This is a genomic window from Streptomyces sp. NPDC088785 (genome assembly GCF_044750685.1).
GTDB lineage: Bacteria > Actinomycetota > Actinomycetes > Streptomycetales > Streptomycetaceae > Streptomyces.
Genome location: NZ_JBIVKH010000001.1, coordinates 394661 through 418982, shown reverse-complemented (window position 1 = coordinate 418982; position 24322 = coordinate 394661). Strand labels below are relative to the sequence as shown.

Genomic DNA, 24322 nt, shown 5'->3' with positions numbered 1-24322 from the left:
CCCGGGGCCGGGGGACGCGCTCGTGCGGTCCGACGTGGGCAGCGCCGCCGGGGGAGCGGCGGCGCTGCCCGTCCGAGGGTGGCACCGGCCTACAGGCCGTGCACGTGCGGGCCGACCGCCGACGACCAGGCGTTGCCGGCCGTCGCGTCCCAGTTCGTGGACCAGGTCATCGCGCCGCGGATACCGGGATAGGTCTTCGACGGCTTGAAGGAACCGCAGCCGGTGCCCTTGGCGAGGCAGTCCAGGGCGTCGTTGACGACCGACGGGGCGACGTAACCGCTGCCCGCCCCGCTCGTCGACGCCGGGACGCCGATGCCGACCTGCGACGGGTCGAGGCCGCCCTCCAGCTGGATGCAGGCGAGCGCGGTCAGGAAGTCGACCGTCCCCTGGCTGTAGACCTTGCCGTCGCAGCCGAGCATCGAACCGCTGTTGTAGTACTGCATGTTGACCACGGTGAGGATGTCCTTCACGGCCAGCGCGGTCTTGAAGTACTCGCCGGACGTGGACTGCATGTCGATGGTCTGCGGCGCCATCGTGAGGACGAAGCCGCTGCCCGCCTTCGCCGCCAGGGACTCCAGCGCCTGCGACATGTACGTGGAGTCGAGGCCGTTCTCCAGGTCGATGTCGACGCCGTCGAACCCGTACTCCCGCATGAGCGCGTAGAGCGAGTCGGAGAAGTTGGCGGCGGAGGCCGCGTCGTTGATCGAGACCGTGCCGTTCTGGCCGCCGACCGAGATGACCACCGACTTCCCGGCCGCCTGCTTGGCCTTGATGTCGGCCTTGAACGCGTCCTCGGTGTAGCCGCCGAGGCCCGCCGAGTCGAGCGTGAAGTCGACCGCGCCCGGCGTCGTCGTGGCGTCCGCGAAGGCCACCGCGATGATGTCGTAGTCGGACGGCACGTCGCTGAGCTTCTGGACCGCCGCGCCGTTGTCGAAGTTCTGCCAGTAGCCGGTGACCGCGTGGGCGGGGACGGCGGCGGTGCTCACGGCGGTGCTCGCCGCGGCGCTCGTGGGGGCGGGCGCCGCGTCGGCGCTGCCGACGGTGGTGAGGAACAGGCCGGTCGCGGCGAGCGCCGTGGCCGTGAAACCGCCGATGAGCGTGCCGAGTCGGCCGCTCCGTCGGTGGGCGTGCGTCATCTCTGCCTCCGAGTGGGGGGATCCGTGGGGGAGTTGGGGAAGCAGCTGCTGGGGATACAAGCTGGTCCAGACCAATCCTGATGTCAAGGGTCCGGACCGTGCGGAGGTGACGGTTCCGCGCCAACTCCTGCCCATCCGGCCATGAACAGTGAGAAGTTGGGTGTTCAGGAGCGCTCACGTGGATATGGTGCGTAGGCAGGACGCCGTCAGGAGGAGTGCAGAGCGACCGGGGGTGCGTGCGTGCCGACCGCCATAGCCGTGACCGACCCCGACCTCGTGCTCACCTCGCCGGACCGGCACACCCCGACGGCCTCCGTGCTGCCCGTGGGCGAGCCGCAGGAGCGGTACCCGCTCGACCGCGCCATCATCGACGTCCACACCCTGATCGAACAGCACGGCTATGTGATCGTGCTCTGTCCGCAGTCGGCACCCGACACGGTCCTGCACCGCCTGCACGCGATCCGATCCGTGCTGGAGAGCGACCGCATCGCGATCCTGCGCCCCGAGCTGCCGCCGCTCGGGCTCGCCGTCCTCGCCCTGCAACTGCGCCAGTTGTCGATCTGCGACTTCAGCCCGGGCGTCCTCGCCTCGGCCGCCCGGCTCCTCGCGCACTACGTGTACGCGGGCGCCGTCGTCGGCTCCGTCGCCAAGCTCGACCGGGTCCCCGTCACCCTGCGCGCGCACGCCAAGTCCTGGTCGCCGGGCGCCCAGTTCGCCGTGCTCGCCTCGCCCCAGCCCGAACTGCTCCGGCTGACCGGAGCGGCCGACGAGACCCCCGGCGGGCCCTCCTTCGGCACCCACCTCTTCTACGCCGCCGGGCAGGGCTCCACCGACTGGGTCACCGGCGCGCTCGCCCCGGCCTGGCGGGTGCACGGGGTGACCGAGGCGCGGCTGCCCGCCGAGTCGGCGCGGTGGTGGGCGACCGGGAAGGCGGGCGGCCCCGGCCGGATCGTGGAGTTCGCCGCCGCGATCCCCGACATCTCCATCCTGTACCAGCTCGTGTCGTCCGTGCGGCGCGAGGACTGCCGCTGGTGCGGGCTCGAACTCATCGGTGACCGCTGCGGGTTCTGCGCGGCGCCGCTGTCCCCCGACGCGCCGCCCGAGCGGGTGGGCGGTGGCCGGTCGGCGGCGGTGCTGCAACCGGCGGCGGCCTCGGCACGGGCCGCGCTGCCGCGCGCCCCGCATTGACCCTGTCCGCCCTGTCCGCCCTGTCCGCCCCGTCCGCCCTGTCCCCGCTGATCCCAGCCGTCTATCAACGAGGTTGTCCCGTCCATGAATTCACGTCAGCGCCGCGGCGTCATTCTCCTGGTCGTCTCGGCCCTGTGTGCCCTCGGCGCGTTCGCCGGTGTGCTGTCGGTGATCCACGACGTGAACTCCAAGGTGGGCCCGGAGCGGACCGCGTACCGGCTGAAACAGGACATCGCTCCCTACAAGGAGTTGACGGAGGATCAGTTCGAGAAGGTCGACATGCCCGAACGCTGGCTGTCGTCCACGGCCGTCACCCGGCTCGGCCAGATCCGCGGCAAGATCGCCGTCACGCAGCTGAAGAAGGGCTCCCTGCTCCAGGAAGACATGATCGTCTCCCGGCCGCAGCTCAAGGCGGGACAGCAGGAGATCGCCATCATGATCGACGCCGAGACGGGCGTCGCCGGCAAGATCGACCCCGGCTCGAAGGTGAACATCTACGCCACCTTCAAGGCCGCCAACGACAAGCAGCGCGACCAGTCCAAGGTCATCGTGGAGAGCGCCGAGGTGATCGACGTCGGCAAGCTCACCCCCATCGACCAGCAGGGCGCCAACGCCTCCGACAACAACGGGGTGCGGCGGCAGGGCGAGGCCGTGCCGATCACGTTCGCGCTCGGCGCGGCGGATGCGCAGCGGGTCGCGTACGCCGAGTCGTTCGCGACCCATGTGCGGCTCGCGCTGGTGGCACCGGGCACCGACGGGGCGGTGCCGCCGGGGGACCGGACGTACACGCTGGACGAGGACAAGTAGGGGGTCGGGTGATGGTGATGCGTGCGGTTCCCTTCGGGTCCGGGGTGTTGGTCGTTCGCGGGGTTGTGGGGGTGGGGCGTGCTGTTGGGCGTGCCCCTGGGGGGTCGGTCGTCCTCTGCGGGCCGGTGGGGGCTGGTCGCGCAGTTCCTCGCGCCCCTGGCGGGGCGGTCGTTCGCGGGGTTGTGGGGGTGGGGCGCGCTGTTGGGCGTGCCCCTGGGGAGTCGGTCGTCGTCTGCGGGGCGGTGGGGGCTGGTCGCGCAGTTCCTCGCGCCCCTAGGGGGGCGGTCGCCCGGGGGGTCGGGAGATGTGGGCGGTGGCCGGTTCGGGTGCTGGGTGGGGAGGGGGCGCGGTGACCACTCGCATTCTGCCCGCCGTCGGTGACCCGGACAGCGCCCGCGCGCTCATCACCCTGCTCTCCCAGCTCCCCGACACGGAGCCGGCACCCCCCGTCCCCGACTCCACCGCCCTCCTCGACCTGCTGGCCCGCCTCGCCGCCGAGTCCCTGGACGAACTCCCCGAGGTCGTCCTCGTACACGAACGCATCGGCCCCGTACCGGCCCTGGACCTCATCCGGGACCTGGTGCTGCGCTTCCCGGCCGTCGGCGTCGTCCTCGTCACCGCCGACACCAGCCCGGCCCTGCTCACCGCCGCCATGGACAGCGGCGCCCGCGGCATCGTCTCCTTCCCGCTCGGCTACGACGCCCTCGCCGAACGCGTGCACGCCGCCGCCTCCTGGTCCGCCGGAATGCGCCGCCACCTCGCGGGCGGCACCGGCGGCGAACTCGTCCCGGTGGGCGGCGGCGGCCGCGTCGTCGCCGTCACCGGCGCCAAGGGCGGCGTCGGCACCACCCTGACCGCCGTCCAGCTCGCCCTCGCCGCCCGGGCGTCGGGCCACTCGGTCGCCCTGCTCGACCTGGACCTCCAGTCCGGCGACGTCGCCTCCTACCTCGACGTCCAGTTCCGCCGCTCCGTCGCCGACCTGGCCGCCATCCACGACATCACCCCGCGCGTGCTCCAGGACGCCGTCTTCACCCACGAGACCGGCATCGACCTCCTCCTCGCCCCGGCCGACGGCGAACGCGGCGAGGAGATCACCGACCGCGTGGCCCGCCAGGTCGTCCACGCCCTGCGCGCCCGCTACGAGGTCGTCGTCATCGACTGCGGTACGCAGATGGGGGCGGCCAACGCCGTGGCCGTCGAACTCGCCGACCAGGCGGCCCTGCTGATCACCCCCGACGTCGTCGCCGTCCGCGCGGCCAAGCGCATGATCCGGCTCTGGGACCGGCTCCAGATCCGCAAGGCCGAGGAGACCCTGACGGTCGTCAACCGGTTCGCCCGCACCGCCGAGATCCAGCCGACCCTGATCGAGCGCGTCACCGGCACCAAGACGGCCCGCACGACGATCCCGGCCGCGTTCAAGGAACTCCAGGCCGCCGTCGACGCGGGCCGCATGCAGGACCTCGACAACCGGTCCACGGTGAAGCAGGCGATGTGGACCCTGGCCGGCGAACTCGGCCTGGTCGCCGCCCCCGCCCCCGACGCGCCGGGCGGCCGCCGCTCGCGCCGCCGCGGCGACAAGGGCGCCGTCACCCTCGAATTCGCCGCGATGTTCCCGCTGGTGCTCGTCGTCATGGGCCTGCTCTGGCAGTGCGTGCTGTACGGCTACACGTACTCCCTGGCCGGGAACGCGGCCGACGAGGCGGCCCGCGCCGCCACCTCGGCCCAGGCCGGCACCGGCGACTCCGACGGCGCCTGCCAGACCGCCGGCCACAAGAACCTCCCGTCGGCCTGGCAGGACGCGAGGATCAGGTGCGCAGGCGACGGCACGGTCATGAAGGCCACCGTCGAGGTCGAGGTCCCCCTCTTCTTCCCCGGCGTGAACCCGGGCTGGAGGGTCAAGGGCGAGGCGGGCGCCGCGGAAGAGAAGGCCGAGGACCGGTGACGGCCCCCGAAGAGCCGCGGGGAACCGCGCAGGCGACCGCCACGCCCGCGGGCACCGCGCACCGACGGCCGGCAGCGGCGCACGGCCGTCTGCGGGGCGACCGGGGCGTCTCCATGCTGGAGTTCGCCGGCTTCCTCCCCTTCCTCCTGGTCATCGGCATGGCCGTGATCCAGCTCGGCCTCGTCGGCTACGGCGCCAACCAGGCGGGAAGCGCCGCCCGCGCCGGAGCCCGGGCCGAATCCCTGAACCCCGGGTCCGGCCCGGCGGCGGCGACCTCCTCGGTGAGCGGCTGGCTGGCACCGGCACCGGGCGCGTGCGGCGGCGACCCCCTGGTCACCTGCACCGTCACCGTCCACGTCCCGGCGATCATCCCGCTCTTCGACGGCTGGTACCTCCACCGCACCGTGACCATGCCCAACGACAGAGCCGACCAGGGGAGCTGACATGAGCCTGCGCTCCAGAGTGGTCGCCACCCGCGACCCCGCCGGCGGCGAACCGTCCCGCGACGACGGCCTGGTGGCCGTCTACCGCGCCAAACTCCTCGAAGAGATCGACCTCGCCGAGATGTCGACCCTCGCCGCGGCGGACCGCCGGGTCCGCCTCGAACGCGTCCTCGGCCACATCATCAGCCGCGAGGGCCCGGTCCTCTCCTCCACCGAACGCACCCAGCTCATCCGCCGCGTCGTCGACGAGGCACTCGGCCTCGGCATCCTCGAACCGCTCCTCGCGGACGCCTCCATCACCGAGATCATGGTGAACGGCCCCGACGCGATCTTCGTGGAGCGCGCCGGCCGCGTCGAACAGCTCCCGATGCGCTTCGCCTCGCCCGAGCAGCTCATGCAGACCATCGAACGCATCGTGTCGACCGTCAACCGCCGCGTCGACGAGTCCAACCCCATGGTCGACGCCCGCCTGCCCACCGGCGAACGCGTCAACGTGATCATCCCGCCGCTCGCCCTGACCGGCGCGACCCTCACCATCCGCCGCTTCCCGCGCGCGTACAGCCTCAACGAACTCCTCGACCTCGGCTCCCTCGACCAGCACATGCTGATGCTGCTCGCGGCGTGCGTCCGGGCCCGGTTCAACATCATCGTCAGCGGCGGCACGGGCTCCGGCAAGACCACCCTCCTCAACGCCCTCTCCGCCCTCATCCCGCCCCACGAACGCATCATCACCATCGAGGACTCGGCGGAGCTCCAGCTCCAGCAGGACCACGTCATCCGCCTCGAATCGCGCCCGGCGAACGTCGAGGGCAAGGGCCAGGTCACCATCCGCGACCTCGTCCGCAACAGCCTGCGCATGCGCCCCGACCGCATCATCGTCGGCGAGGTCCGCGGCGGCGAGACCCTCGACATGCTCCAGGCCATGTCCACCGGCCACGACGGCTCCCTGGCCACGGTCCACGCCAACACCGCCGAGGACGCCCTCACCCGCCTCCAGACACTCGGCTCGATGTCCGAGGTCGACGTCCCCTTCGAGGCGCTGCGCGACCAGATCAACTCGGCCGTCGACGTCGTCGTCCAGCTCACCCGGCACGCCGACGGCTCCCGCCGGGTCACCGAGATCGCCCTCCTCGTCAGCCACGGCCGCGAACAGTTCACCATCGCGACGGTCACCCGCTTCGCCGCCCAGCCGCACACCTACGGCGACGCCGGCCCGCGCCGCGTCCACGGCTACTACGAGCACCTGCCGCTGCCGCGCCGCGTCGCCGACCGGCTCTACGTGGCGGGGGAGTCGGTACCGGCCGCCTTCGGGGTGGTCGAGTCCGTCGACGTACTCAACACCAGGGAGGCCACGGGATGACGTCCGACCACGCGGCGGCGGGTGCGGCATGACCCAGCCGGCCCTCATCGCCCTCGGCGCCACCGTCCTGGCCTGCCTCGTCGCCGTCGCGGGCGTCCACGTCTACGCGTCCGGGCGCGCCCAGCGCCAGGCCCTCGTCGACCGCCTCGACGACTATCCGGCCGGCGGCTTCGGCACCGGCCCGGGCGGCCGGACCCGGCGCTTCCGCACGGTCGACCGCCGGCTGCGCCGCACCCGCCTCGGCCGGTCCCTGCACCTGCGCCTGTCGGCGACGGGCCTGGACCTCACCCCGGGCGAGTTCTTCGTCTACGTGGCCGTGGTCTTCGTCGCCCTGTGGCTGCTGGCGGCGACGCTCCTCGCCCCGTTCTTCGGGCCCATCGCGGGCGCGGTGGGCATCTGGAGCGCCGTCATCTTCCTCAACTGGCAGCGCCAGAAACGCATCGAGGCGTTCATCAACCAACTCCCCGACGTGGCACGCCTCCTGGCCAACGCGACGGCCGCCGGGCTCGCCCTGCGCACCTCGCTGGCCATGGCGGCGGAGGAGCTGGAGGCCCCGGCCGGCGAGGAACTGTCGCGCGTCGCCGACCGGCTGGCGCTCGGCCACTCGGTGGACGACGCCCTCGACGAACTCGCCACCCGCCTCCCCTCGCGCGAACTCATCGTCCTGGTGACCACGCTGGTGCTCGCCAACAAGGCGGGCGGCACGGTCGTCTCCTCCCTGCGCAACCTCACCCAGACCCTGGAGGACCGCAAGGAGACCCGGCGCGAGATCCGCACCATGCTCTCCGAGGTCAACGCCACCGCCTTCACGATCCCGCTGCTCGGCCTCGGCTCCCTCATCCTCATCAACTCCTCGAACGAGGGCGCCCTCGCCCGGGTCACCGGCTCCCCGATCGGCCAGACCCTCATCCTGGTCGCGCTCGGCCTCTACGCGATCGGCTTCTTCGTCATCCGCCGCCTGGGAAAGATCGAGGTCTGAGGCGCTCATGTCCACCACCGTCATCGGCCTCCTCCTCGCCCTCCTCACCGCCCTGGCCGTCCTCGGCGTCTTCACGGGCATCCGGATGTACCGGGCCGACGCCAAGATCCCCAGCGACCTGGCCCTCGCCCTGGAGGTCGGCGCCACCCGCGTCTCGGCCCCGTCCTCGGCGGTCGACCGCCTCGGCATGCGCTTCGCCCCGCTGGTCCTGCGCCTGATGGGCCCCCGCCGCGTCGACGCCAAACGCCGCCGCATCGACATGGCGGGCAACCCCGGCGGCCTGACGATCGACCGGTATGCGGCGCGGCGGGCGGTGTACGGGGCGTTCGGCGTGGTCATGGGCCTCGTCTTCCTGTCCGCCGGCCGGCCCCTCTTCGCTCTGTTCACGTTCGCCTTCGGCGCGCTCGCCGCGGACGCGCTGATCCTCCAGGCCATGCGCGAACGCAAGGACGTCATCGACCGCACCCTCCCCGACTTCCTCGACGTCCTCGCGGTCGTGGTCTCGGCGGGTCTGGGGTTCCGGCAGGCGCTGGACCGGGTGGCCGAGAAGTACGAGGGCCCCTGGGCGGACGAACTCCGCATCACCTTGCGCCAGATGGACATGGGCGTGTCCCGCCGCCAGGCCTTCGACGAACTGCGCCGCCGCAACGCGTCCGAGCAGGTGGCCCAGTTCGTCTCGGCCCTCCAGCAGGGTGAGGAACTGGGTTCCCCCATCGCGGACACCCTTATCCAGCTGGCCACGGACATGCGCCGCACCGACGCCCAGAACTCCCGCCGCCGCGCGGCGAAGACCGTCCCCAAGGCCACGATGGTCACCCTGGTCTTCATGCTCCCGGCCACCATGATCCTGATCGGCACGGGCATGTTCCTCGGCTCGGGCTCCGACTTCGGCTCGATCCTGGGCCGCTGAGTCCGACACGTCCGACACGGAGGAGGGACACGCGATGCGACCGGCGGCACAAGGGGCACCGCGGACAACTCGACATCAACTTCCGGTCAAGCGGCGGAGGTTAATTGTCGAATCCGGGTACAAGCGGTTGCGGGTCGCGTACGTTGCGTACGGTACGCGCGCGAGCGTGGCCGTCGTACGGGGAAGGAGAGATCGTGACCAGGGATCGGCTCATCGAGGTGTGGGTCAAGTGGACGGTTTCGGTGTCGGATCGGTTGCGCGGGGATCGACGAGATTCCGGCGCCGGGTTCGTGGAGTACGCGGGGCTGATGATTCTGATCGCCGGGATCTTCTTGGCCATCGACGCATTGGGTCTGGACGGCAAGATCTCTCAGGCGATCGGCAACGCTATCGGTCGCGTTACTGGTGGAGGCTGAGGTCGCTTCGTCCTAGCGGTGACCGCGGGTCGACCCTCCCGATCTACATCTGGCTCACGGGAATTCTGCTCTTCACCGCACTCGCCTTCTTCGCTTTCGCTCAAGCGGCTTCAGCGCGCAACGGAGCTCAGTCAGCAGCTGACGCCGCCGCGCTGGCGGCGGCGCAGGCCTCGCGTGACGAGTTGATGGAAGGCTTGGGGAAGGCCATCGAAGGTGGCGACGACTGGTTCGAGTGGCTCGATGGAAAGAACTTCGTCGGAGGCGATGCGCAGGCGGCTGCCGGGCAGCTGGCAGCTGAGAACGACGCCGACGTCATCGCTGGCCCTGACGCCACAGATGTCAACGGGTTCCCGGGCTATCGGGTCGAGGTCCGAACTCGGTACACGGTCGGCGACACGGTGATTCCCGGTACGGAGAACAAGCACGCCACCGCGCATGCCACGGCAGTGATTCAACCGAGATGTGACATTCCTTCAGATGCCGACTTCGAGAAGCCGGTCCAATTCGAATGCGATGGGTCTCCTTTTGAGATCGACCCCGAGAATTTCGACCTGGAGGACCTGCCCGACGCGTCGGCCCTGTTTTCCGTCCACCTGGCCGACTGACGAGAAAAGGAAGCCGTAGCGATGAACCTTCGGCGCACTACGACGACCCGCCGGGCACTGGCGGCGGTGGCGATCACGACGGGGTTGGTCTTCTCCGTGGCGGGTTGTGGAGGTGGCGACGACAAGGGTGACGCTGCTCCGAAAACATCCTCAGCGACGAAGAGCGATGCCAGCGACAAGCCGAAGGAGACACAGTCGGCGGACGCGGATCAAACCCTCGCAGAGGTGAAGAACAACGGCATCACGCTTGCGGTGACCTCGGCAAAGCGGGACCAGGGTGGTTACCTCACAGTCAGTGGCACCGTGACGAACGGGACGTCCGGAATCTGGCTCGCCACCGAGTGGAAGAGCGACGAGAGCGAGCTCCAGGGAAACGCGGCTTCGGTGGCTGGGGCCAGCATCGTCGACCAAGCGGGCAAGAAAAGGTATTTGGTCCTCAGGGACACTCAGGGGCGTTGCCTCTGCACCAAATTCCAGGGCGGCATCGACCCCGGCAAGTCCTCGGACTGGTTCGCCCAGTTCCCCGCACCCCCCGAAGGCACCACCTCGGTCCAGCTCCAGATCCCCACCATGCCCCCGGCCCAGCTCGACATCACCGAGGGCGATTGACATGCCCCGCCACCACCTGACGGCCGCCACGCTCACGGTTCTCCTGCTCGCCACCGGCACCACGGTGGCCCACGCCGACGACAAGCCCTCCGCGCCGCCGGGCAGCACCAGCACCTCGGCCCCGCCCGACGTCGACGCCAACAGCCCGGGGCTGAAGCTCGCCGACGGTGCCACGCTGGCGCCCGCCAAGGTGCTGGACATCAAGTCGGTCGTCGAGGACCTGTCCGGCGACGAACGCCGCTCCGACACCAACGAGACCATGACGTTCGCCCTCCAGGCCGAGGTCCTCTTCCCGAAGGACAGCTCCAAGCTCAACCCGGACGCGCGCTCCCGCATCCAGGCCATCGCCGACGAGATCAAGTCCCAGAAGGCGTCCACGGTCCGGGTGTTCGGCTTCACCGACAACCTGGGCTCGTACGCGCACGGCCTGACGCTGTCCAAGAAGCGCGCCGAAGCGGTCCACGACCAGCTGTCGTCGGCGCTCGGCGGATCCGGCGGCGACGTCACCTTCCAGGTCCGGGGCTACAGCGAGGACTACCCGATCGCGGACAACGGCTCGGAGGAGGGCCGCAAGAAGAACCGCCGCGTGGAGGTCTCCTTCCCGAAGAGCGCCTGACCCGTTCCGGCCGGCCGGCTCGCCGCGTACGACGACCGGTCCGGGACCGGGTCCACCGCGGAGCCGCCGGACCGGCCGACGCCCGGCGCCCCGGGCGCTCAGCGTTTCGTGGCGTACCGGGTCAGGACCACCCCGCCCGGAAACGCCCGCGTCTCCACCAGGTCGAGGTCCACCCAGTTGTCCAGCGCGGCGAAGAACGGCGTGCCGCCGCCCACCAGGACCGGCGCGGTGGCCAGCACGTATTCGTCGATCAGCCCGGCCCGCATGGCGGCCCCGGCGAGCGTCGCGCCGCCGATGTCCAGCGGGCCGCCGTCCTCGGCCCTGAGCCGGGCGATCTCGGCGACCGCGTCACCGGTGACCAGGCGGGCGTTCCAGTCGACCTCGTCGACCGTCGAGGAGAACACCACCTTCGGCCTGTCCCGCCAGCGCCGCGCGAACTCGATCTCCGCCGGGGTCGCGCCCGGCCGCTGGTCGCCGGTCGGCCAGTGCGCGCTCATCGTCTGCCACAGCCTGCGCCCGTAGAGCGTCAGGCCGGGCTCCCGCAGCCGGTCCGACCAGAACCCGAACAGTTCGTCGCTCGGCACGCCCCAGCCGAGGTCGTCGCCGGGCGCGGCGATGTAGCCGTCCAGGGACACGTTCATGCCGTAGGTCAGTTTTCGCATGGCGCCAGCCTCCCGCAGGTCCGGTCCGTCTCCCCGTACCGACGTACAGACCGGCGCCGCGCGGGAAACTCATCCGGGACCAACCACCCGTCCAGCCCCCGGATCCAGGCCCCGATCCCGCCGCGTCGCTAGGCCTTTCCCCAGTACGTCATGTCCACGTTCAGGAAGGCGATGTCGGGCAGCGCGGTCGACTTCACGTTGACGACGAGGGAGGCGAGCCGGCCGTCGCCGCTGCGCACGCAGAACTGGGTGCCGGCGGCGGTCGCGGCCAGCGACCAGGTGTGGCTCGTCTTGCCCGTCTTGGTGCTCGTCATGAGGTCGCACATGTCCCGGACGGCGAGCGGCCTGCCGAAGATCTGCATGAACACGGCCGTCCTGCTGGTCAGTTCGCAGCTGGCGTCCTTGCAGGAGAACAGGATCTCGCCCTTGCGGTCGTCCCGCTGGTGCGGGGCGTCGAAGCTCAGCGAGTTCTTCGCGTCCAGCATCATCCCGGCCTCCCCCGAGAGCGTCGGCTCCGCGGCCGGGGCGGACGCGGAGCCGGTGCCCGCTTTACCGCCCGCCTTGCCGCCCGCCCGGCCACCCGTGTCGGCGGCCTTCGCGTCCGCGCCCGACGCGGCGGACTTCGCCGCCGGCCCGGACGGCGACCCGCCGGCCCCGGTCCCGGCCGACACCCCGCCGCCGCCCGCCTTCGCCGACCCGCGGCCCGCCGGGTCGCGGTCGAACACCCCGCCCGCGTCCAGGGCGGTCCAGGCCAGCACCGACAGCGCCGCGACCGCCGCCGTCACGGCCGCCCCGACGGCCAGCCGGGCGCCACGGCTGCGCGCGGGCGGCCCGCTGGGCTCCGTCGGCGGCGCCCATGGATCCCCGCCCCACGGGGGCTGCTGCCCGGCGGCCGTGCGCGGGGTCGCCGTGTAGGAGGCGGTCCCGTCCGGACCCGCGCCCGCCCCGACGCCCACACCCGCCCCGGCCCCCGGGGTCCCCGCGGGAACCGGCCCCGGCGGTGTCCGGAGCGGCCCCGGCACCGACACCTCCGGCCCCGTCACCTCCCGCCACACCGCGGGCCCGCCACCGGTGTGCACCGCGTCCCCGAGCCGCTCCCGGCACCAGTCCACGATCTCCGCGAGGGTGGCCCGCTCGGCCGGGTCCGCGGCGAGGCAGCGGGCGAACAGCGGTCGCAGCTCCTCGGGGAGCGGCGTCAGGTCCGGCCGGGAGTGGACGATGCGGTAGAGGACGCCCACCCCGGGACCGTCGCCGTACAGCGGAGCGCCGAGCGCCGCGAAGGCGGCCGTCTGGCCGAGCCCGAAGACGTCCGTGGCCTCGGTGACCGCGGCGCCGGACGCCTGTTCCGGCGCCATGTACTGCGGGGTGCCGATGGCCAGGCCGCCGCTCGTCGCGGTGTACGAACTCAGGCCCGAGGCCAGGGAGATGCCGAAGTCGATGACGCGCGGGCCGTCGGCGGCGAGCAGCACGTTCGAGGGCTTGAGGTCGCGGTGCACGACGCCCGCCGCGTGGATGGCCTGCAACGCCTCGGCGATGCCCGCCATCAGCCACAGCAGCGCCGGCACCGGCAGCGGACCGCGCCGCTCGACCGCCTCCGACAGGGAGGGGCCGGGCACGTACAGGGTGGCGAGCCACGGCGGGTCGGCATCGGCGTCCCCGCCGATCAGCTCGGCCGTGTAGGCGCCCCGCACCCGCCGCGCCGCCTCCATCTCCCGGCGGAACCGCCGCCGGAAGGAGGGGTCGTCGGCCAGCTCCGGGCGGACGACCTTCAGCGCCACCGGGCGGCCGCCCTGCGTGTGCGACAGATAGACCCGGCCCATGCCGCCCGCGCCGAGCCGCGCCACCAGCCGGTGACCGGCCACCGCCACCGGGTCGTCGCCCTGGAGCGGAGCGAATCCCGCACCGGGCCCGGCCTGCGCCGCGTCCCCCCTGAGATCCATGATCCCCTGACCCCTTCCCCTGCTCCCCGTCGCTCCCCATGAGCCCCCGGTCAACCGTTGGTTGACCCATGTATGTGGCAGCAGCCTATGCCGAGCGATCCGGGGCGACGGGCGCGCGGGGACCTGCGGGGAGGTGCGGCGGGACGCGGTGAGGTGCGGTGCGGTGCGGTGAGGAGGTGCGGGCCTAGAGGCGCACGGGGAGCGAGTCGACCCCGTACACGATCGACAGCTTGCGGAACTCCAGTTCCTCCGGGGCCACCGCGAGCCGCAGGTCGGGGAACCTGCGGATCAGCTGGGGGAAGGCGGCCCGCAGCTCCATCTTGCCCAGCTCGGCGCCGATGCAGCGGTGGATGCCGTAGCCGAAGGCCAGATGGGAGGCGACGGGCGGGCGGGACGGGAGGAAGGCGTCCATGTCGTCGCCGGGCCCGCCGAGCCGCGGGTCCCGGTCGGCGGCGCTGAGCGACACGATCACGATGTCGCCGCTGGATATCGCGGTGCCGCCGATCTCGACGTCCGCACACGCGAACCGCGGGAAGGCCGTCTGTACGACCGTGAGATGCCGCAGCAGCTCGTCCACGAAGGGCGCCGCGACCGCCATCGGATCGTCCGCGTCGCGCAGCGCCGTGACGTGCTCCCGGTCGCCCAGCATGATCATGGTGCCGAGGGCGAGCATGCTCGCCGTGGTCTCCAGGCCGCCGGTCAGCACGCCGTCGGCGAGACCGGTCAGCTCCTCGTCGGTGATGTTGTCGCCGTGCTCGCGCACCAGCATGCCGAGCAGGCCCTCGCCCGGATGGCGCCGCTGCTCGGCGACGACCCCGCGCAGATAGTCCAGGGACTGCGAGACGGCCCCGAACGACGCGCCCGCGCCGCCCAGCACGTCGAAGCGGGCCACCGAGAACCGCTGGAACGCCTCGCGCTCCTCGTAGGGCACGCCCAGCAGTTCGCAGATCACCAGGGCCGGCACCGGCATCGCGAAGTGCTCGACGAGGTCGGCCGAGCCGTCGGGCGACTCGTGCACCGCCTTCTCCAGGTGGGCCAGCTGCTCCTCGACGATCGCGTGGATGCGCGGGGTGAGCCGCGACAGCCGGCGCATCGTGAACTCGGGCGTGAGCAGGCGCCGCAGCCGGGTGTGGTCCGGCGGGTCGCAGAAGCCGAGCCCGCCCGGGTTCTGATCGGCGCCAGCGCCGCCCACGCCCACCAGGTGCCGGAAGTCGTTGCTGAACGCCTTGGCGTTGCCGAGGACTTCCTTCGCCTCGTCGTAGCCCGACACGAGCCAGACCGTCATGCCGGGGATCGGCAGCCTGCTGACCGGCTCGCGGTCGCGCAGCGCACCGATCTCGGGGACCGGGTCGACGCCCTCGCGGCGCAGCGGCAGCAGCGCGCCGTCGGGCAGCTTCGACAGGATCGACAGATCCAGGCCCGTCCCCTTTCTCCGCAGCCGGGAGAAGTAGAGGCGGGTCAGCCAGCTCGCTATCGCGGAACGTGCAGATCGTACGTACATGTGCTCGCGTCTCTGCGGTGAGGTGGGACGGACGGGCCCGATGTGGGGGACGTGGGCCGAAAGGGTGATGCGGCGGGGGCGCGTCAAGGGTATGTGCGTGCCCGGGGTCCCGGGGAAGAGGGCCAGCCCCTGGGAGAACCCTGGGGACAGCCCCCACGGATCCCTGAGGGCAGCCCCCGGCGGACCCTTGACGCGCCCCGTACGGGAAGAGGGGTCCGGGCGGGCCTCAGTTCCCCGCGTCGGACAGCGGGGGCAGGAATCCCGTCGCGCCGTCCGTCAGCTCCCGCAGGATGTCCATGTGGCCCAGGTGCCGGGCCGTCTCCTCGACCATGTGCACCAGCACCCAGCGCATCGACACCGTCCGGCCGTCCCACGCGGTGCCCGTGTCCTCCAGCGGGATCGCGGCGACGGCCAGGTCGGCGGCGGCGCGCGCCCGCGCGTAGAAGGCGAGCAGGCCGTCGATCGTCTCGTCGGCGGCGGCCACGATGTCCTCGCCCCGGTACGGGTCGAACCACAGCGGCTCGCTCGCGCGCCCGAACGTGTCGCAGAACCAGCCGTACTCCACCGTCGCCAGGTGCTTGACGAGCCCCAGCAGGTTGGTCCCGGACGGCGTCAGCGGCTGCCGCGCCCGCTCCTCGTCGAGCCCCTGGAGCTTCCACACGACACCGTCCCGGTGCCGGTCGAGCGCCGCGTGCAGGCTCTCCTTCTCGCCGCCCTCGTACGGGACGTGCCGCGTCGTCGCCCTGCTGGTCATGGCTGTTCCTCCCCTGTCCGGCGCTTCCGGAGCGTCCGGTGCGCAGAAAGTAGCAGCGGCCTCGGACGGCGCGGACGCGGGGAAAGCCGGGAAAGCCGGGAAAGCCGGGAAAGCCGGGGAAAAGGGGAGGTCGGTGTCGGTGCCGCCTGGAACCATGGGTGACATGAACGCCAAGGACGCCACGCACCACACGAACCACGGGGAGCACACGAACCAGGGGGAGCACACGGAGCACGGGGAGCACACCAAGCACGACGGGCGCAGGAGTTACGAGGCCCTGGTTGCCGAGGCGGTCGCCGCGCCGACCGAGGGCTGGGACTTCTCCTGGTTCGAGGGCCGCGCCACCGAGGAGCGCCCCTCGTGGGGGTACGCCCGGCTGATGGGGGAGCGGCTCGCCGGCGCCGAAGCGGCGCTCGACCTGCACACCGGCGGCGGCGAGGTGCTCGACCTCGCGCCGCGCCTGCCGCGCCTGATGGCGGCCACGGAGGGCTGGCCGCCGAACGTGGCGAAGGCCTCCCGCCGGCTCGCCCCGCGCGGCGTGGTGGTGGTCGCGTCCCCCGACGACGCGCCGCTGCCCTTCGCCGACGCCACCTTCGACCTGGTCACCGCCCGCCACCCGGTGCGCGCGGACTTCCCCGAGATCGCCCGCGTGCTGCGCCCCGGCGGCACCTACTTCGCCCAGCACGTCGGCCCCAGCAGCGTCTTCGAGGTGGTCGAGTACTTCCTCGGCCCGCAGCCGGAGGAGGTGCGCCGGGGCCGCGACCCGCAGCAGGAGGCCGCGCAGGCGCGCGCGGCGGGCCTGGAGATCGTCGATCTGCGCGCCGAGCGGCTGCGCATCGAGTTCCACGACGTCGGCGCGGTCGTCCACTTCCTGCGCAAGGTCGTCTGGATGGTGCCGGGCTTCACCGTCGAGGCGTACGAGCCCCGGCTGCGCGCCCTGCACGAGCGGATCGGCGCGCAGGGCCCGTTCGTGGCCCACAGCTCCCGTCATCTGATCGAGGCGCGCAAGCCGTAGGACCGCGATCGAGCAAACGGTGCAAACCGGGCGCCTGGAGCAACCGATTCCGCATCGTTACCGACAGGCACTCGATCCCCACGTAAACCTCACGTAAGTTCAGACCAACGGCAATTCGCGCCAGCAAAGCTGCGCGGCGGTACCGCGCGGTGGAGGGGGCCGCGCGGTGCCGCTTGCCACCTCCCGGCCCGGCGCCCGCCGCCGCGCGAACCGAATGCGCCATATCCGGGACGGCCCTCGCGGCCCGCGCCGCAGGCGTCAACCTCGCGCGTGACACGGGAGAGGGACGCCGAACCTCCGGCGAAAAGCCCGGGAGGACGGTGCCGAAGGCGCCTGTGAGCCCACTGTGGAGCGGCCGGAAAGCTACCTCCGGCCGTCGCCGGGCGACTGCGGAGAGTAGTTGTGGAGCGCCGATGCACGCATCCGCACTTACGAAGGGTTATGGTGGAACCCCCCCCTCGGGCCGGTCCGTCTCCCCCCCACGGACCGGCCCGTTTTTTGTCCGCACATAAGGACAGGCCAAGCCCCGCTCCGGGGCCCGCCGGGGACGAACCGGATCAGCTGCGTCCGGCCCAGATGTTCGTACCGGGCGTGGAGACCGCGAACGAGTCGATTTCGGTCAGTTCCGCGTCGGTCAGTTTCGCGGCGCTCAGGGCCGCCACGTTGTTCTCCAGCTGCCGCACGCTGGAGGCCCCGATCAGGGCCGATGTCATCCGCTCGTCGCGCAGCACCCAGTTCAGCGCGAGCTGGGCCAGCGACTGGCCGCGCCGCTGCGCGATGTCGTTCAGGCCGTTCAGCCGGCGCACCACGTCCTCGCTCAGCAGGTTCGGGTCGAGCGACTTGCCCTGCGTGGCGCGCGAGCCCTCCGGGATGCCCTTCAGGTACTTGTCCGTCAGCAGCCCCTGCGCGAGCGGCGCGAAGGAGATGCAGCCCATGCCCGCCGCCTCCAGCGTGTCGAGCAGCGCGTCGTCCTCCGTCCACCGGTTGATCATCGAGTAGGACGGCTGGTGGATCAGGGCCGGGACGCCCATCTCCTCGAGCAGCCGCGCGGCCCGCGCCGTCTGCTCACTGGTGTACGAGGAGACGCCGACGTACAGCGCCTTGCCCTGCTGCACCGCCGAGGCGAGCGCGCCCATCGTCTCCTCCAGCGGAGTCTCCGGGTCGAAGCGGTGCGAGTAGAAGATGTCGACGTGGTCGACGCCCATCCGCTTCAGCGAGGCGTCCAGCGACGACAGCAGGTACTTGCGGCTGCCCCACTCGCCGTACGGGCCGGGGTGCATCAGATAGCCGGCCTTGGTCGACAGGACCAGCTCGTCGCGGTACGGGGCGAAGTCCTGCGCGAAGAGCTTGCCGAAGTTCAGCTCCGCCGAGCCGGGTGGCGGGCCGTAGTTGTTCGCCAGGTCGAAGTGGGTGACGCCGAGGTCGAAGGCGCGGCGCAGGATCGCGCGCTGGGAACCGAGCGTGCGGTCGTCCCCGAAGTTGTGCCACAGGCCGAGCGAGATCGCGGGCAGCTTCAGTCCGCTGCGGCCCGTGCGCCGGTACTCCATCGTGTCGTAACGGTCGGCCGAGGCCGCGTAGGGAGAGATGTCGTTCATGGGTACGAAGCTACGTCAGGGCCCTCGACACCCCACAGCTCCCACCCGGTTTCGCGGCTGTAGGCTTTCGCCCTCGGGGACCGTCGTCTGCACGGAGGGGCAAAGACCGTGAACCTGCGCGACAGGCTGCGCGGCCTGCTGGTCAGGCTGTACGCACGCCGGGTCGAAGGCCATCTCGACCACGACCAGGTGCCCAAGCACATCGGCGTCATCATGGACGGCAACCGACGGTGGGCCAAGGCCGCCGGCTCCACCACCGCCCAGGGCCACCAGGCGGGCGCCGCCAAGATCGAGGAGTTCCTCGGCTGGTGCAGCGAGACGGACGTCGAGGTCGTCACCCTGTGGCTGCTGTCCACGGACAACTTCGACCGGCCCGCCGAGGAACTGGTCCCGCTGCTCGGCATCATCGAGGACACCGTGCGCGCCCTCGCCGCCGACGGCCGCTGGCGCGTGCACCACGTGGGCGCCGCCGACATCCTCCCCGAGGGGATGCAGGGCATCCTCAAGGAGGCCGAGGAGGCCACCGCCCACCGCGACGGAATACTGGTCAACGTGGCGATCGGCTACGGCGGCCGCCAGGAGATCGCCGACGCCGTCCGCTCGATGGTCCTGGACGCCGGGGACAAGGGGCAGTCGATCGAGGAGCTGGCCGACGCCGTCTCCGTCGACCTGATCGGCAAGCACCTCTACACCAGCGCCCAGCCCGACCCGGACCTCGTCATCCGCACCAGCGGCGAGCAGCGCCTGTCGGGCTTCATGCTCTGGCAGACGGCCCACGCCGAGTACTACTTCTGTGAAGTCTTCTGGCCGGCGTTCCGCAAGGTCGACTTCCTGCGCGCGATGCGCGACTACGCCGCCCGGCACCGGCGTTTCGGCGGCTGAGCCGCCCCCGCCCGGGACGCACCCCGGGGACGTACGACATCAGGAGTTAACGCACGCGTCGCACCATGCCGTGGCATGGCTGCGCGTGTTCGAGGGAATAACCCCGTCAGGTCGGTGTCCGCACCAAGGACGCCGCATCTCAGCGGGCGGCACGGGGCCGCCCGCCCGGGAGGCCCTTTGCACCAGGACGACCGCACGCACAGCCGTGCGGATGACGACTTGGAGGGCCGGCTCTCGGCCCGCGCAGCGCGGCCGACGACCGGCGGCCTTCGCCGGTGCTCCCGGCCCAGGAACTCCTCCGTCGCTCCCCGACCTCATCCGAGGGGGTACGTCCTTCCGTGGTGACCAGCAACAAGCGCCTGCGCAAGCCCGAACGGCGCACTTATGTTCTCGACACCAGCGTCCTGCTGGCCGATCCCAACGCCATGACCCGCTTCGACGAGCACGAAGTCGTGCTGCCGATCGTGGTGGTCACGGAGCTGGAGGCCAAGAGGCACCATCCGGAGCTCGGGTACTTCGCCCGGCAGGCCCTGCGCCTGCTCGACGACTACCGGGTTCGCTACGGACGCCTGGACGCCCCGATCCCCACCGGAGACCTGGGCGGCACGCTGCGCGTCGAGCTCAACCACTCCGACCCCGCCGTGCTCCCGGCGGGCTACCGCCTGGGCGACAACGACTCCCGGATCCTGGCCGTGGCCCGCAATCTCCAGGCCGAGGGATTCGACGTCACGGTCGTGTCGAAGGACCTGCCGCTCAGGATCAAGGCGTCGTCGGTCGGCCTCCTCGCCGAGGAGTACCGCGCCGAACTCGCCATCACCGATTCCGGCTTCACCGGAATGGCCGACCTGACGCTCGCCGGCGAGCAGGTCGACCTGCTCTTCGAGGAGGAGACGCTCTACGTCCCCGAGGCCGCCGACCTCCCCGTGCACACCGGCCTGACGATCCACTCCGAGCGCGGCAAGGCCCTCGGCCGCGTCTCGCCGGAGGGCAACGTCCGGCTGGTGCGCGGCGACCGGGAGGCCTTCGGCCTCAAGGGCCGCAGCGCCGAACAGCGGATCGCGCTCGATCTGCTGCTCGATCCGGACATCGGCATCGTCTCCATGGGCGGCAGGGCCGGCACCGGCAAGTCGGCGCTCGCCCTCTGCGCGGGCCTGGAGGCCGTCCTGGAGCGGCGCCAGCACAAGAAGGTGATGGTCTTCCGCCCGCTGTACGCGGTGGGCGGCCAGGAGCTGGGCTACCTGCCCGGCAGCGAGGCCGAGAAGATGGGCCCGTGGGCGCAGGCCGTCTTCGACACCCTCTCGGCCGTGACCACCCGTGAGGTGATCGAGGAGATCACCTCGCGCGGGATGCTGGAGGTCCTGCCGCTCACCCACATCCGCGGCCGTTCGCTGCACGACGCGTTCGTGATCGTGGACGAGGCCCAGTCCCTGGAGCGCAACGTCCTGCTGACGGTGCTCTCCCGCATCGGGGCCAACTCGCGGGTCGTCCTCACCCACGACGTCGCCCAGCGCGACAACCTGCGGGTCGGCCGGTACGACGGGGTCGTCGCCGTCGTCGAGAAACTCAAGGGGCATCCGCTGTTCGCGCACGTCACACTGACGCGCTCCGAGCGGTCGCAGATCGCGGCCCTGGTGACCGAGATGCTGGAGGACGTCCAGATTTAAGGAAGTTCGCCCCCAAAAGGCGCCGTTCGGCGAAGCCAGAGAGCTTAGCCGGGCGGCGTCCTGGTGCGCGGGGGTTTCCTGAATTCCCTTGCGCCAAACGGGGTGTGACGTTTCCCACGCAACGCAGAATTGCCTAGCGGCGTCCGAATGCGGCAGAGTCACGGTCCTGTCAGGCCCCGCATACGACACTTGCGTACCCCCAGGGGTGCGAAACCCCCGCAGTACCAGCTGCACCTTGAACTCCATACAGGACGTCGTATGCCGCCCGCGCACCACGCGGCGCTCCCGCAACGGAGTTGCCCACCGGGCCCGTGCCTCCCGTGACCCCGCAGTTGGGAGGCCAGCGTCAGGGGCACGATTGCGTCCGCGACGGTCACGCTCACGCGGGCGACGCTGGAAGGAAACCGTGTGAGCCGGATTTCGGTCCGGGGATTCGCAGTGGCTTCGGCCACCGCGGTCACCACTGTCGGCGCCGTCGTGGGTGTTGCCTCGGGCAGCACCGCTCAGCCCAACGAGGCTGAGGCCACGGCGAGCGACGCGACCCTCCTCGCCGACATACCCGCGGGCCAGCAGGCCCAGGTTCAGACCTCGTCCCTGGAGCAGCAGGCTCAGACGCAGGCCATCGCCGCGGACAACGCTGCGCAGAAGACGGCGGAGGAGGCGGCCCGCAAGCAGGCCGCCGAGGACGCCGTCGCCAAGCAGCAGGCCGCGCAGGACGCGAAGGAGAAGGCCGAGAAAGAGGCCAAGGAGCGTGCGGAGGCCAAGAAGAAGGCCGCCAGCCGTTCCGAGACCCGCGACGCCTCCAGCTTCAGCACCCAGTCCTCGTACTCGGTCGGACAGATCCAGGCGATGGCGCGCCAGATGGTGCCCGCCGGTCAGTTCCAGTGCTTCAGCAACATCGTGAACCACGAGTCGAGCTGGAACTACCGCGCCACCAACGCCTCCTCGGGCGCCTACGGTCTCTTCCAGGCCCTGCCCGCCTCCAAGTACTCCTCGGCGGGCGCCGACTGGCAGACCAACCCGGCCACCCAGATCAAGTGGGGGCTGAACTACATGAACGACCGCTACGGCAGCCCGTGCGACGCCTGGTCGTTCTGGCAGGCCAACAGCTGGTACTAGGACGCCCGCGCGTTCAACCTTCCGAAGCCCCCCACCGTCCTACGGTGGGGGGCTTCCGGCTGTACCAGGATGTACGGTCGTCGGTGTCAAGGGCGCCCCAGGGGGAACTGGTGGGTGCGAACGGGGTACCCCGCGGGGAAATCAGAGGATGGACCATGTCGCGAGTTCCAGGCTGGCTCGGCCGGGTCGGGGCCGGAATCAGTAAGGTCGGCGAACGCCTGGACGAGCGCCGGGCCGAGGCCGAGCGGGAGCGGGAAGAGGAAGACGGCCCCGCCACGGTCGAGCGGCTGTCCGACGTGGTGCAGGAAGCGCCGGCGGGCGAGCAGGTGCCCGCGCCGCCCGCGTACGCGCCCGACGTGTCGGCCCGGCCCGAACCGGTCGCCGCCGTGCCCTGGGGGCTGCGCGTCGCCGCCGAGGCCGGCTGGCGGCTGCTGATCCTCGCGGGCGCCCTCTGGATCCTGATGAAGGTCATCAGCTCGGTGCAGCTGGTGGTGTTCGCGTTCATCGCGGCGCTGCTCATCACCGCGCTGCTCCAGCCCACGGTGGCCCGGCTGCGCCGGCACGGGGTGCCGCACGGACTCGCGACGGCGCTCACCGCGATCCTCGGGTTCGTCATCATGGGGCTCGTCGGCTGGTTCGTGGTCTGGCAGGTCCAGGAGAACATCGACACGCTCTCCGACCAGGTCCAGGACGGCATCGACGAGCTGCGCAAGTGGCTGCTCAACAGCCCGTTCCACGTCACCGAGGACCAGATCAACGACACCGCCAAGTCGCTGCGCGACGCCATCGGGGCCAACACGGACTCGATCACGTCCGCCGGACTCGAAGGCGTCACCGTCATCGTCGAGGCGATGACCGGCATCCTCCTCGCGATGTTCTCCACGCTGTTCCTGCTCTACGACGGCAAGCGCATCTGGGAGTGGACGCTCAACCTCGTCCCGGCGCAGGCCCGGCCGGGTATGGCGGGGGCGGGGCCGCGGGCGTGGCGCACGCTCACCGCGTATGTCCGCGGGACCGTCATAGTCGCGCTGATCGACGCCATCTTCATCGGCCTCGGCATCTTCTTCCTCGGCGTCCCGATGGCGGTGCCGCTCGCCGTCTTCATCTTCCTGTTCGCGTTCATCCCGCTCGTCGGCGCGGTCGTGTCGGGGGCGCTCGCCGTCGTCGTCGCGCTGGTGACGCAGGGCGTGTTCACCGCCGTGATGACGCTGGCCGTCGTGCTCGCCGTGCAGCAGATCGAGGGGCACATCCTCCAGCCGTTCATTCTCGGCCGGGCCGTGCGGGTGCATCCGCTGGCGGTCGTGCTGTCCGTCGCCACCGGGAGCATGGTCGCCGGGATCGGCGGGGCCGTCGTCGCCGTGCCGCTCGTCGCCGTCACGAACACCGTCGTCGGCTATCTCCGGAGCTGGTCCCAGGAAGCCGCCCGCCGCCGTGCCCCGGCTCCGCGCGACACCACCCCGCCGACCCCGGCGACCGCGCCCCCCGAATCCCCATAACCTCCCAGCGAAGCGCGCCACCGTGGTGGCTGCCCGCGCAGTTCCCCGCGCCCCTGGGTGGTTCTTCGTCCGCGGGCCGGTGGGGGCTGGTCGCGCAGTTCCCCGCGCCCCTGGGTGGTTCTTCGTCCGCGGGCCGGTGGCCGCGTCTCGCGCAGTTCCCCGCGCCCCTGGGGTGTACGTCGACTGCGGGCCGGTGGCCGCGTCTCGCGCAGTTCCCCGCGCCCCTGGGTGGTTCTTCGTCCGCGGGCCGGTGGCCGCTTCTCGCGCAGTTCCCCGCGCCCCTGAGGCATGCGCTGACGCGCAGCCTCCCCTTGAGGCCGCGCTTCGCGCGCCTCCCCTTGAGGCCGCGCTTCGCGCGCCTCTCCTGAGAGGCGGGGGGTGCGCCTCTTCTGGGAGGCGGATCGGTGGGGCGGCTCTTCTGGGAGGCCGGACGGTGGGTGCGTCTCTTCTGGGAGGCGGGACTGTGGGTACGCCTTTCCTGGGAGGCGGGACGCGGGTGCGCCTGTCCCCGGAGGCACGGGGCGGGGGTGCGCCTCTCCTTGGGAAGCGGGACGCGGGGGGTGGCTGGTGAGATGGCGCACGCAGTGCGCATCTCAGGGGCGCGGGGAACTGCGCGACCAGCCCCCACCGGGGCGCGGGCGGGGAGACGGCAAAGGTCGGGCCCGGCACCAGGGGTGCCGGGC

At 71.6% G+C, this 24322-nt stretch carries 22 protein-coding genes; 16 read left to right on the top strand and 6 right to left on the bottom strand.

Annotated elements, in window-relative coordinates; all coding sequences use genetic code 11:
- Nucleotides 1–89: 89 nt before the first annotated feature.
- Nucleotides 90–1136, bottom strand: a complete 1047-nt coding sequence (locus ACIP5K_RS01815) for a chitinase (RefSeq protein WP_401403958.1) — start codon at nucleotides 1134–1136, stop codon at nucleotides 90–92.
- Nucleotides 1137–1376: 240 nt separating this feature from the next.
- Between ACIP5K_RS01815 and ACIP5K_RS01810 the strand changes: the two genes are divergently transcribed.
- The 11 genes from ACIP5K_RS01810 (at nucleotide 1377) to ACIP5K_RS01760 (ending at nucleotide 11011) form a co-directional block, all read left to right on the top strand.
- The gene (locus ACIP5K_RS01810; protein WP_401403956.1) at nucleotides 1377–2324 is read left to right on the top strand and encodes a hypothetical protein; all 948 of its coding nucleotides are present in this window, start codon (nucleotides 1377–1379) and stop codon (nucleotides 2322–2324) included.
- An 84-nt stretch (nucleotides 2325–2408) separates the two neighbouring features.
- Nucleotides 2409–3131, top strand: a complete 723-nt coding sequence (gene cpaB / locus ACIP5K_RS01805; RefSeq protein WP_401403954.1) for a Flp pilus assembly protein CpaB — start codon at nucleotides 2409–2411, stop codon at nucleotides 3129–3131.
- Nucleotides 3132–3480: 349 nt separating this feature from the next.
- On the top strand, nucleotides 3481–5073 hold the full coding sequence (locus tag ACIP5K_RS01800; RefSeq protein ID WP_401403952.1) for a CpaE family protein: 1593 nt from the start codon (nucleotides 3481–3483) through the stop codon (nucleotides 5071–5073).
- Nucleotides 5070–5516, top strand: a complete 447-nt coding sequence (locus ACIP5K_RS01795; protein WP_401403951.1) for a TadE/TadG family type IV pilus assembly protein — start codon at nucleotides 5070–5072, stop codon at nucleotides 5514–5516. The genes ACIP5K_RS01800 and ACIP5K_RS01795 overlap by 4 nt, the downstream gene beginning before the upstream one ends.
- A gap of 1 nt (nucleotide 5517) precedes the next feature.
- Nucleotides 5518–6876 (top strand): CpaF family protein, encoded by a 1359-nt coding sequence (locus ACIP5K_RS01790; protein ID WP_401403949.1) that lies wholly within the window; start codon nucleotides 5518–5520, stop codon nucleotides 6874–6876.
- A 28-nt stretch (nucleotides 6877–6904) separates the two neighbouring features.
- Nucleotides 6905–7855, top strand: a complete 951-nt coding sequence (locus tag ACIP5K_RS01785) for a type II secretion system F family protein (protein WP_401403947.1) — start codon at nucleotides 6905–6907, stop codon at nucleotides 7853–7855.
- Nucleotides 7856–7862: 7 nt separating this feature from the next.
- Nucleotides 7863–8765, top strand: a complete 903-nt coding sequence (locus ACIP5K_RS01780; RefSeq protein WP_401403946.1) for a DUF5936 domain-containing protein — start codon at nucleotides 7863–7865, stop codon at nucleotides 8763–8765.
- Between the two features lie 212 nt (nucleotides 8766–8977).
- Nucleotides 8978–9181, top strand: a complete 204-nt coding sequence (locus ACIP5K_RS01775) for a hypothetical protein (RefSeq protein WP_401405223.1) — start codon at nucleotides 8978–8980, stop codon at nucleotides 9179–9181.
- On the top strand, nucleotides 9112–9786 hold the full coding sequence (locus ACIP5K_RS01770) for a pilus assembly protein TadG-related protein (RefSeq protein WP_401405221.1): 675 nt from the start codon (nucleotides 9112–9114) through the stop codon (nucleotides 9784–9786). The genes ACIP5K_RS01775 and ACIP5K_RS01770 overlap by 70 nt, the downstream gene beginning before the upstream one ends.
- A 21-nt stretch (nucleotides 9787–9807) precedes the next feature.
- Complete coding sequence (locus tag ACIP5K_RS01765; protein ID WP_401403944.1) at nucleotides 9808–10395, top strand: hypothetical protein; 588 nt, start codon at nucleotides 9808–9810, stop codon at nucleotides 10393–10395.
- Between the two features lies 1 nt (nucleotide 10396).
- Nucleotides 10397–11011: an OmpA family protein gene (locus ACIP5K_RS01760; protein ID WP_401403942.1), complete on the top strand. Its 615-nt coding sequence runs from the start codon at nucleotides 10397–10399 to the stop codon at nucleotides 11009–11011.
- A gap of 98 nt (nucleotides 11012–11109) precedes the next feature.
- Here the strand turns inward: ACIP5K_RS01760 and ACIP5K_RS01755 are convergent, their stop codons facing one another.
- From ACIP5K_RS01755 to ACIP5K_RS01740, 4 genes are all read right to left on the bottom strand, one after another.
- Nucleotides 11110–11673 carry a dihydrofolate reductase family protein gene (locus tag ACIP5K_RS01755; protein WP_401403940.1) on the bottom strand — a complete coding sequence of 188 codons (564 nt, stop codon included), beginning with the start codon at nucleotides 11671–11673 and terminating at the stop codon, nucleotides 11110–11112.
- 128 nt (nucleotides 11674–11801) lie between these two features.
- The gene (locus ACIP5K_RS01750) at nucleotides 11802–13613 is read right to left on the bottom strand and encodes a serine/threonine-protein kinase (RefSeq protein ID WP_401403938.1); all 1812 of its coding nucleotides are present in this window, start codon (nucleotides 13611–13613) and stop codon (nucleotides 11802–11804) included.
- A gap of 184 nt (nucleotides 13614–13797) precedes the next feature.
- A complete protein-coding gene (locus ACIP5K_RS01745; protein ID WP_401403936.1) occupies nucleotides 13798–15114 on the bottom strand; it encodes a cytochrome P450 in 1317 nt (438 codons plus the stop codon).
- 226 nt (nucleotides 15115–15340) lie between these two features.
- Nucleotides 15341–15868: a DinB family protein gene (locus ACIP5K_RS01740; protein WP_401403934.1), complete on the bottom strand. Its 528-nt coding sequence runs from the start codon at nucleotides 15866–15868 to the stop codon at nucleotides 15341–15343.
- A 163-nt stretch (nucleotides 15869–16031) separates the two neighbouring features.
- On the opposite strand from ACIP5K_RS01740, the gene ACIP5K_RS01735 reads away from it, so the two are divergent.
- On the top strand, nucleotides 16032–16883 hold the full coding sequence (locus tag ACIP5K_RS01735; protein ID WP_401403932.1) for a class I SAM-dependent methyltransferase: 852 nt from the start codon (nucleotides 16032–16034) through the stop codon (nucleotides 16881–16883).
- 557 nt (nucleotides 16884–17440) lie between these two features.
- Here the strand turns inward: ACIP5K_RS01735 and mgrA are convergent.
- Complete coding sequence (mgrA, locus tag ACIP5K_RS01730) at nucleotides 17441–18478, bottom strand: L-glyceraldehyde 3-phosphate reductase (protein ID WP_401403930.1); 1038 nt, start codon at nucleotides 18476–18478, stop codon at nucleotides 17441–17443.
- Between the two features lie 108 nt (nucleotides 18479–18586).
- Here mgrA and ACIP5K_RS01725 point away from each other — a divergent pair, with 108 nt between their 5' ends.
- From ACIP5K_RS01725 to ACIP5K_RS01710, 4 genes are all read left to right on the top strand, one after another.
- Complete coding sequence (locus tag ACIP5K_RS01725) at nucleotides 18587–19360, top strand: isoprenyl transferase (RefSeq protein WP_401403928.1); 774 nt, start codon at nucleotides 18587–18589, stop codon at nucleotides 19358–19360.
- Between the two features lie 338 nt (nucleotides 19361–19698).
- The gene (locus tag ACIP5K_RS01720) at nucleotides 19699–21024 is read left to right on the top strand and encodes a PhoH family protein (RefSeq protein ID WP_401403926.1); all 1326 of its coding nucleotides are present in this window, start codon (nucleotides 19699–19701) and stop codon (nucleotides 21022–21024) included.
- 408 nt (nucleotides 21025–21432) lie between these two features.
- Nucleotides 21433–22143 carry a lytic transglycosylase domain-containing protein gene (locus ACIP5K_RS01715; RefSeq protein ID WP_401403924.1) on the top strand — a complete coding sequence of 237 codons (711 nt, stop codon included), beginning with the start codon at nucleotides 21433–21435 and terminating at the stop codon, nucleotides 22141–22143.
- Between the two features lie 155 nt (nucleotides 22144–22298).
- The gene (locus ACIP5K_RS01710) at nucleotides 22299–23639 is read left to right on the top strand and encodes an AI-2E family transporter (protein WP_401403922.1); all 1341 of its coding nucleotides are present in this window, start codon (nucleotides 22299–22301) and stop codon (nucleotides 23637–23639) included.
- The last annotated feature ends 683 nt before the right edge of the window (nucleotides 23640–24322 follow it).

Coding starts and splice junctions, on each gene's coding strand:
- ACIP5K_RS01815 (WP_401403958.1), bottom strand. CDS start 1,136: ATGACGCACGCCCACCGACGGAGCGGCCGACTCGGCACGCTCATCGGC.
- cpaB (WP_401403954.1), top strand. CDS start 2,409: ATGAATTCACGTCAGCGCCGCGGCGTCATTCTCCTGGTCGTCTCGGCC.
- ACIP5K_RS01790 (WP_401403949.1), top strand. CDS start 5,518: ATGAGCCTGCGCTCCAGAGTGGTCGCCACCCGCGACCCCGCCGGCGGC.
- ACIP5K_RS01785 (WP_401403947.1), top strand. CDS start 6,905: ATGACCCAGCCGGCCCTCATCGCCCTCGGCGCCACCGTCCTGGCCTGC.
- ACIP5K_RS01780 (WP_401403946.1), top strand. CDS start 7,863: ATGTCCACCACCGTCATCGGCCTCCTCCTCGCCCTCCTCACCGCCCTG.
- ACIP5K_RS01765 (WP_401403944.1), top strand. CDS start 9,808: ATGAACCTTCGGCGCACTACGACGACCCGCCGGGCACTGGCGGCGGTG.
- ACIP5K_RS01760 (WP_401403942.1), top strand. CDS start 10,397: ATGCCCCGCCACCACCTGACGGCCGCCACGCTCACGGTTCTCCTGCTC.
- ACIP5K_RS01755 (WP_401403940.1), bottom strand. CDS start 11,673: ATGCGAAAACTGACCTACGGCATGAACGTGTCCCTGGACGGCTACATC.
- ACIP5K_RS01750 (WP_401403938.1), bottom strand. CDS start 13,613: ATGGATCTCAGGGGGGACGCGGCGCAGGCCGGGCCCGGTGCGGGATTC.
- ACIP5K_RS01745 (WP_401403936.1), bottom strand. CDS start 15,114: ATGTACGTACGATCTGCACGTTCCGCGATAGCGAGCTGGCTGACCCGC.
- ACIP5K_RS01740 (WP_401403934.1), bottom strand. CDS start 15,868: ATGACCAGCAGGGCGACGACGCGGCACGTCCCGTACGAGGGCGGCGAG.
- ACIP5K_RS01735 (WP_401403932.1), top strand. CDS start 16,032: ATGAACGCCAAGGACGCCACGCACCACACGAACCACGGGGAGCACACG.
- mgrA (WP_401403930.1), bottom strand. CDS start 18,478: ATGAACGACATCTCTCCCTACGCGGCCTCGGCCGACCGTTACGACACG.
- ACIP5K_RS01710 (WP_401403922.1), top strand. CDS start 22,299: ATGTCGCGAGTTCCAGGCTGGCTCGGCCGGGTCGGGGCCGGAATCAGT.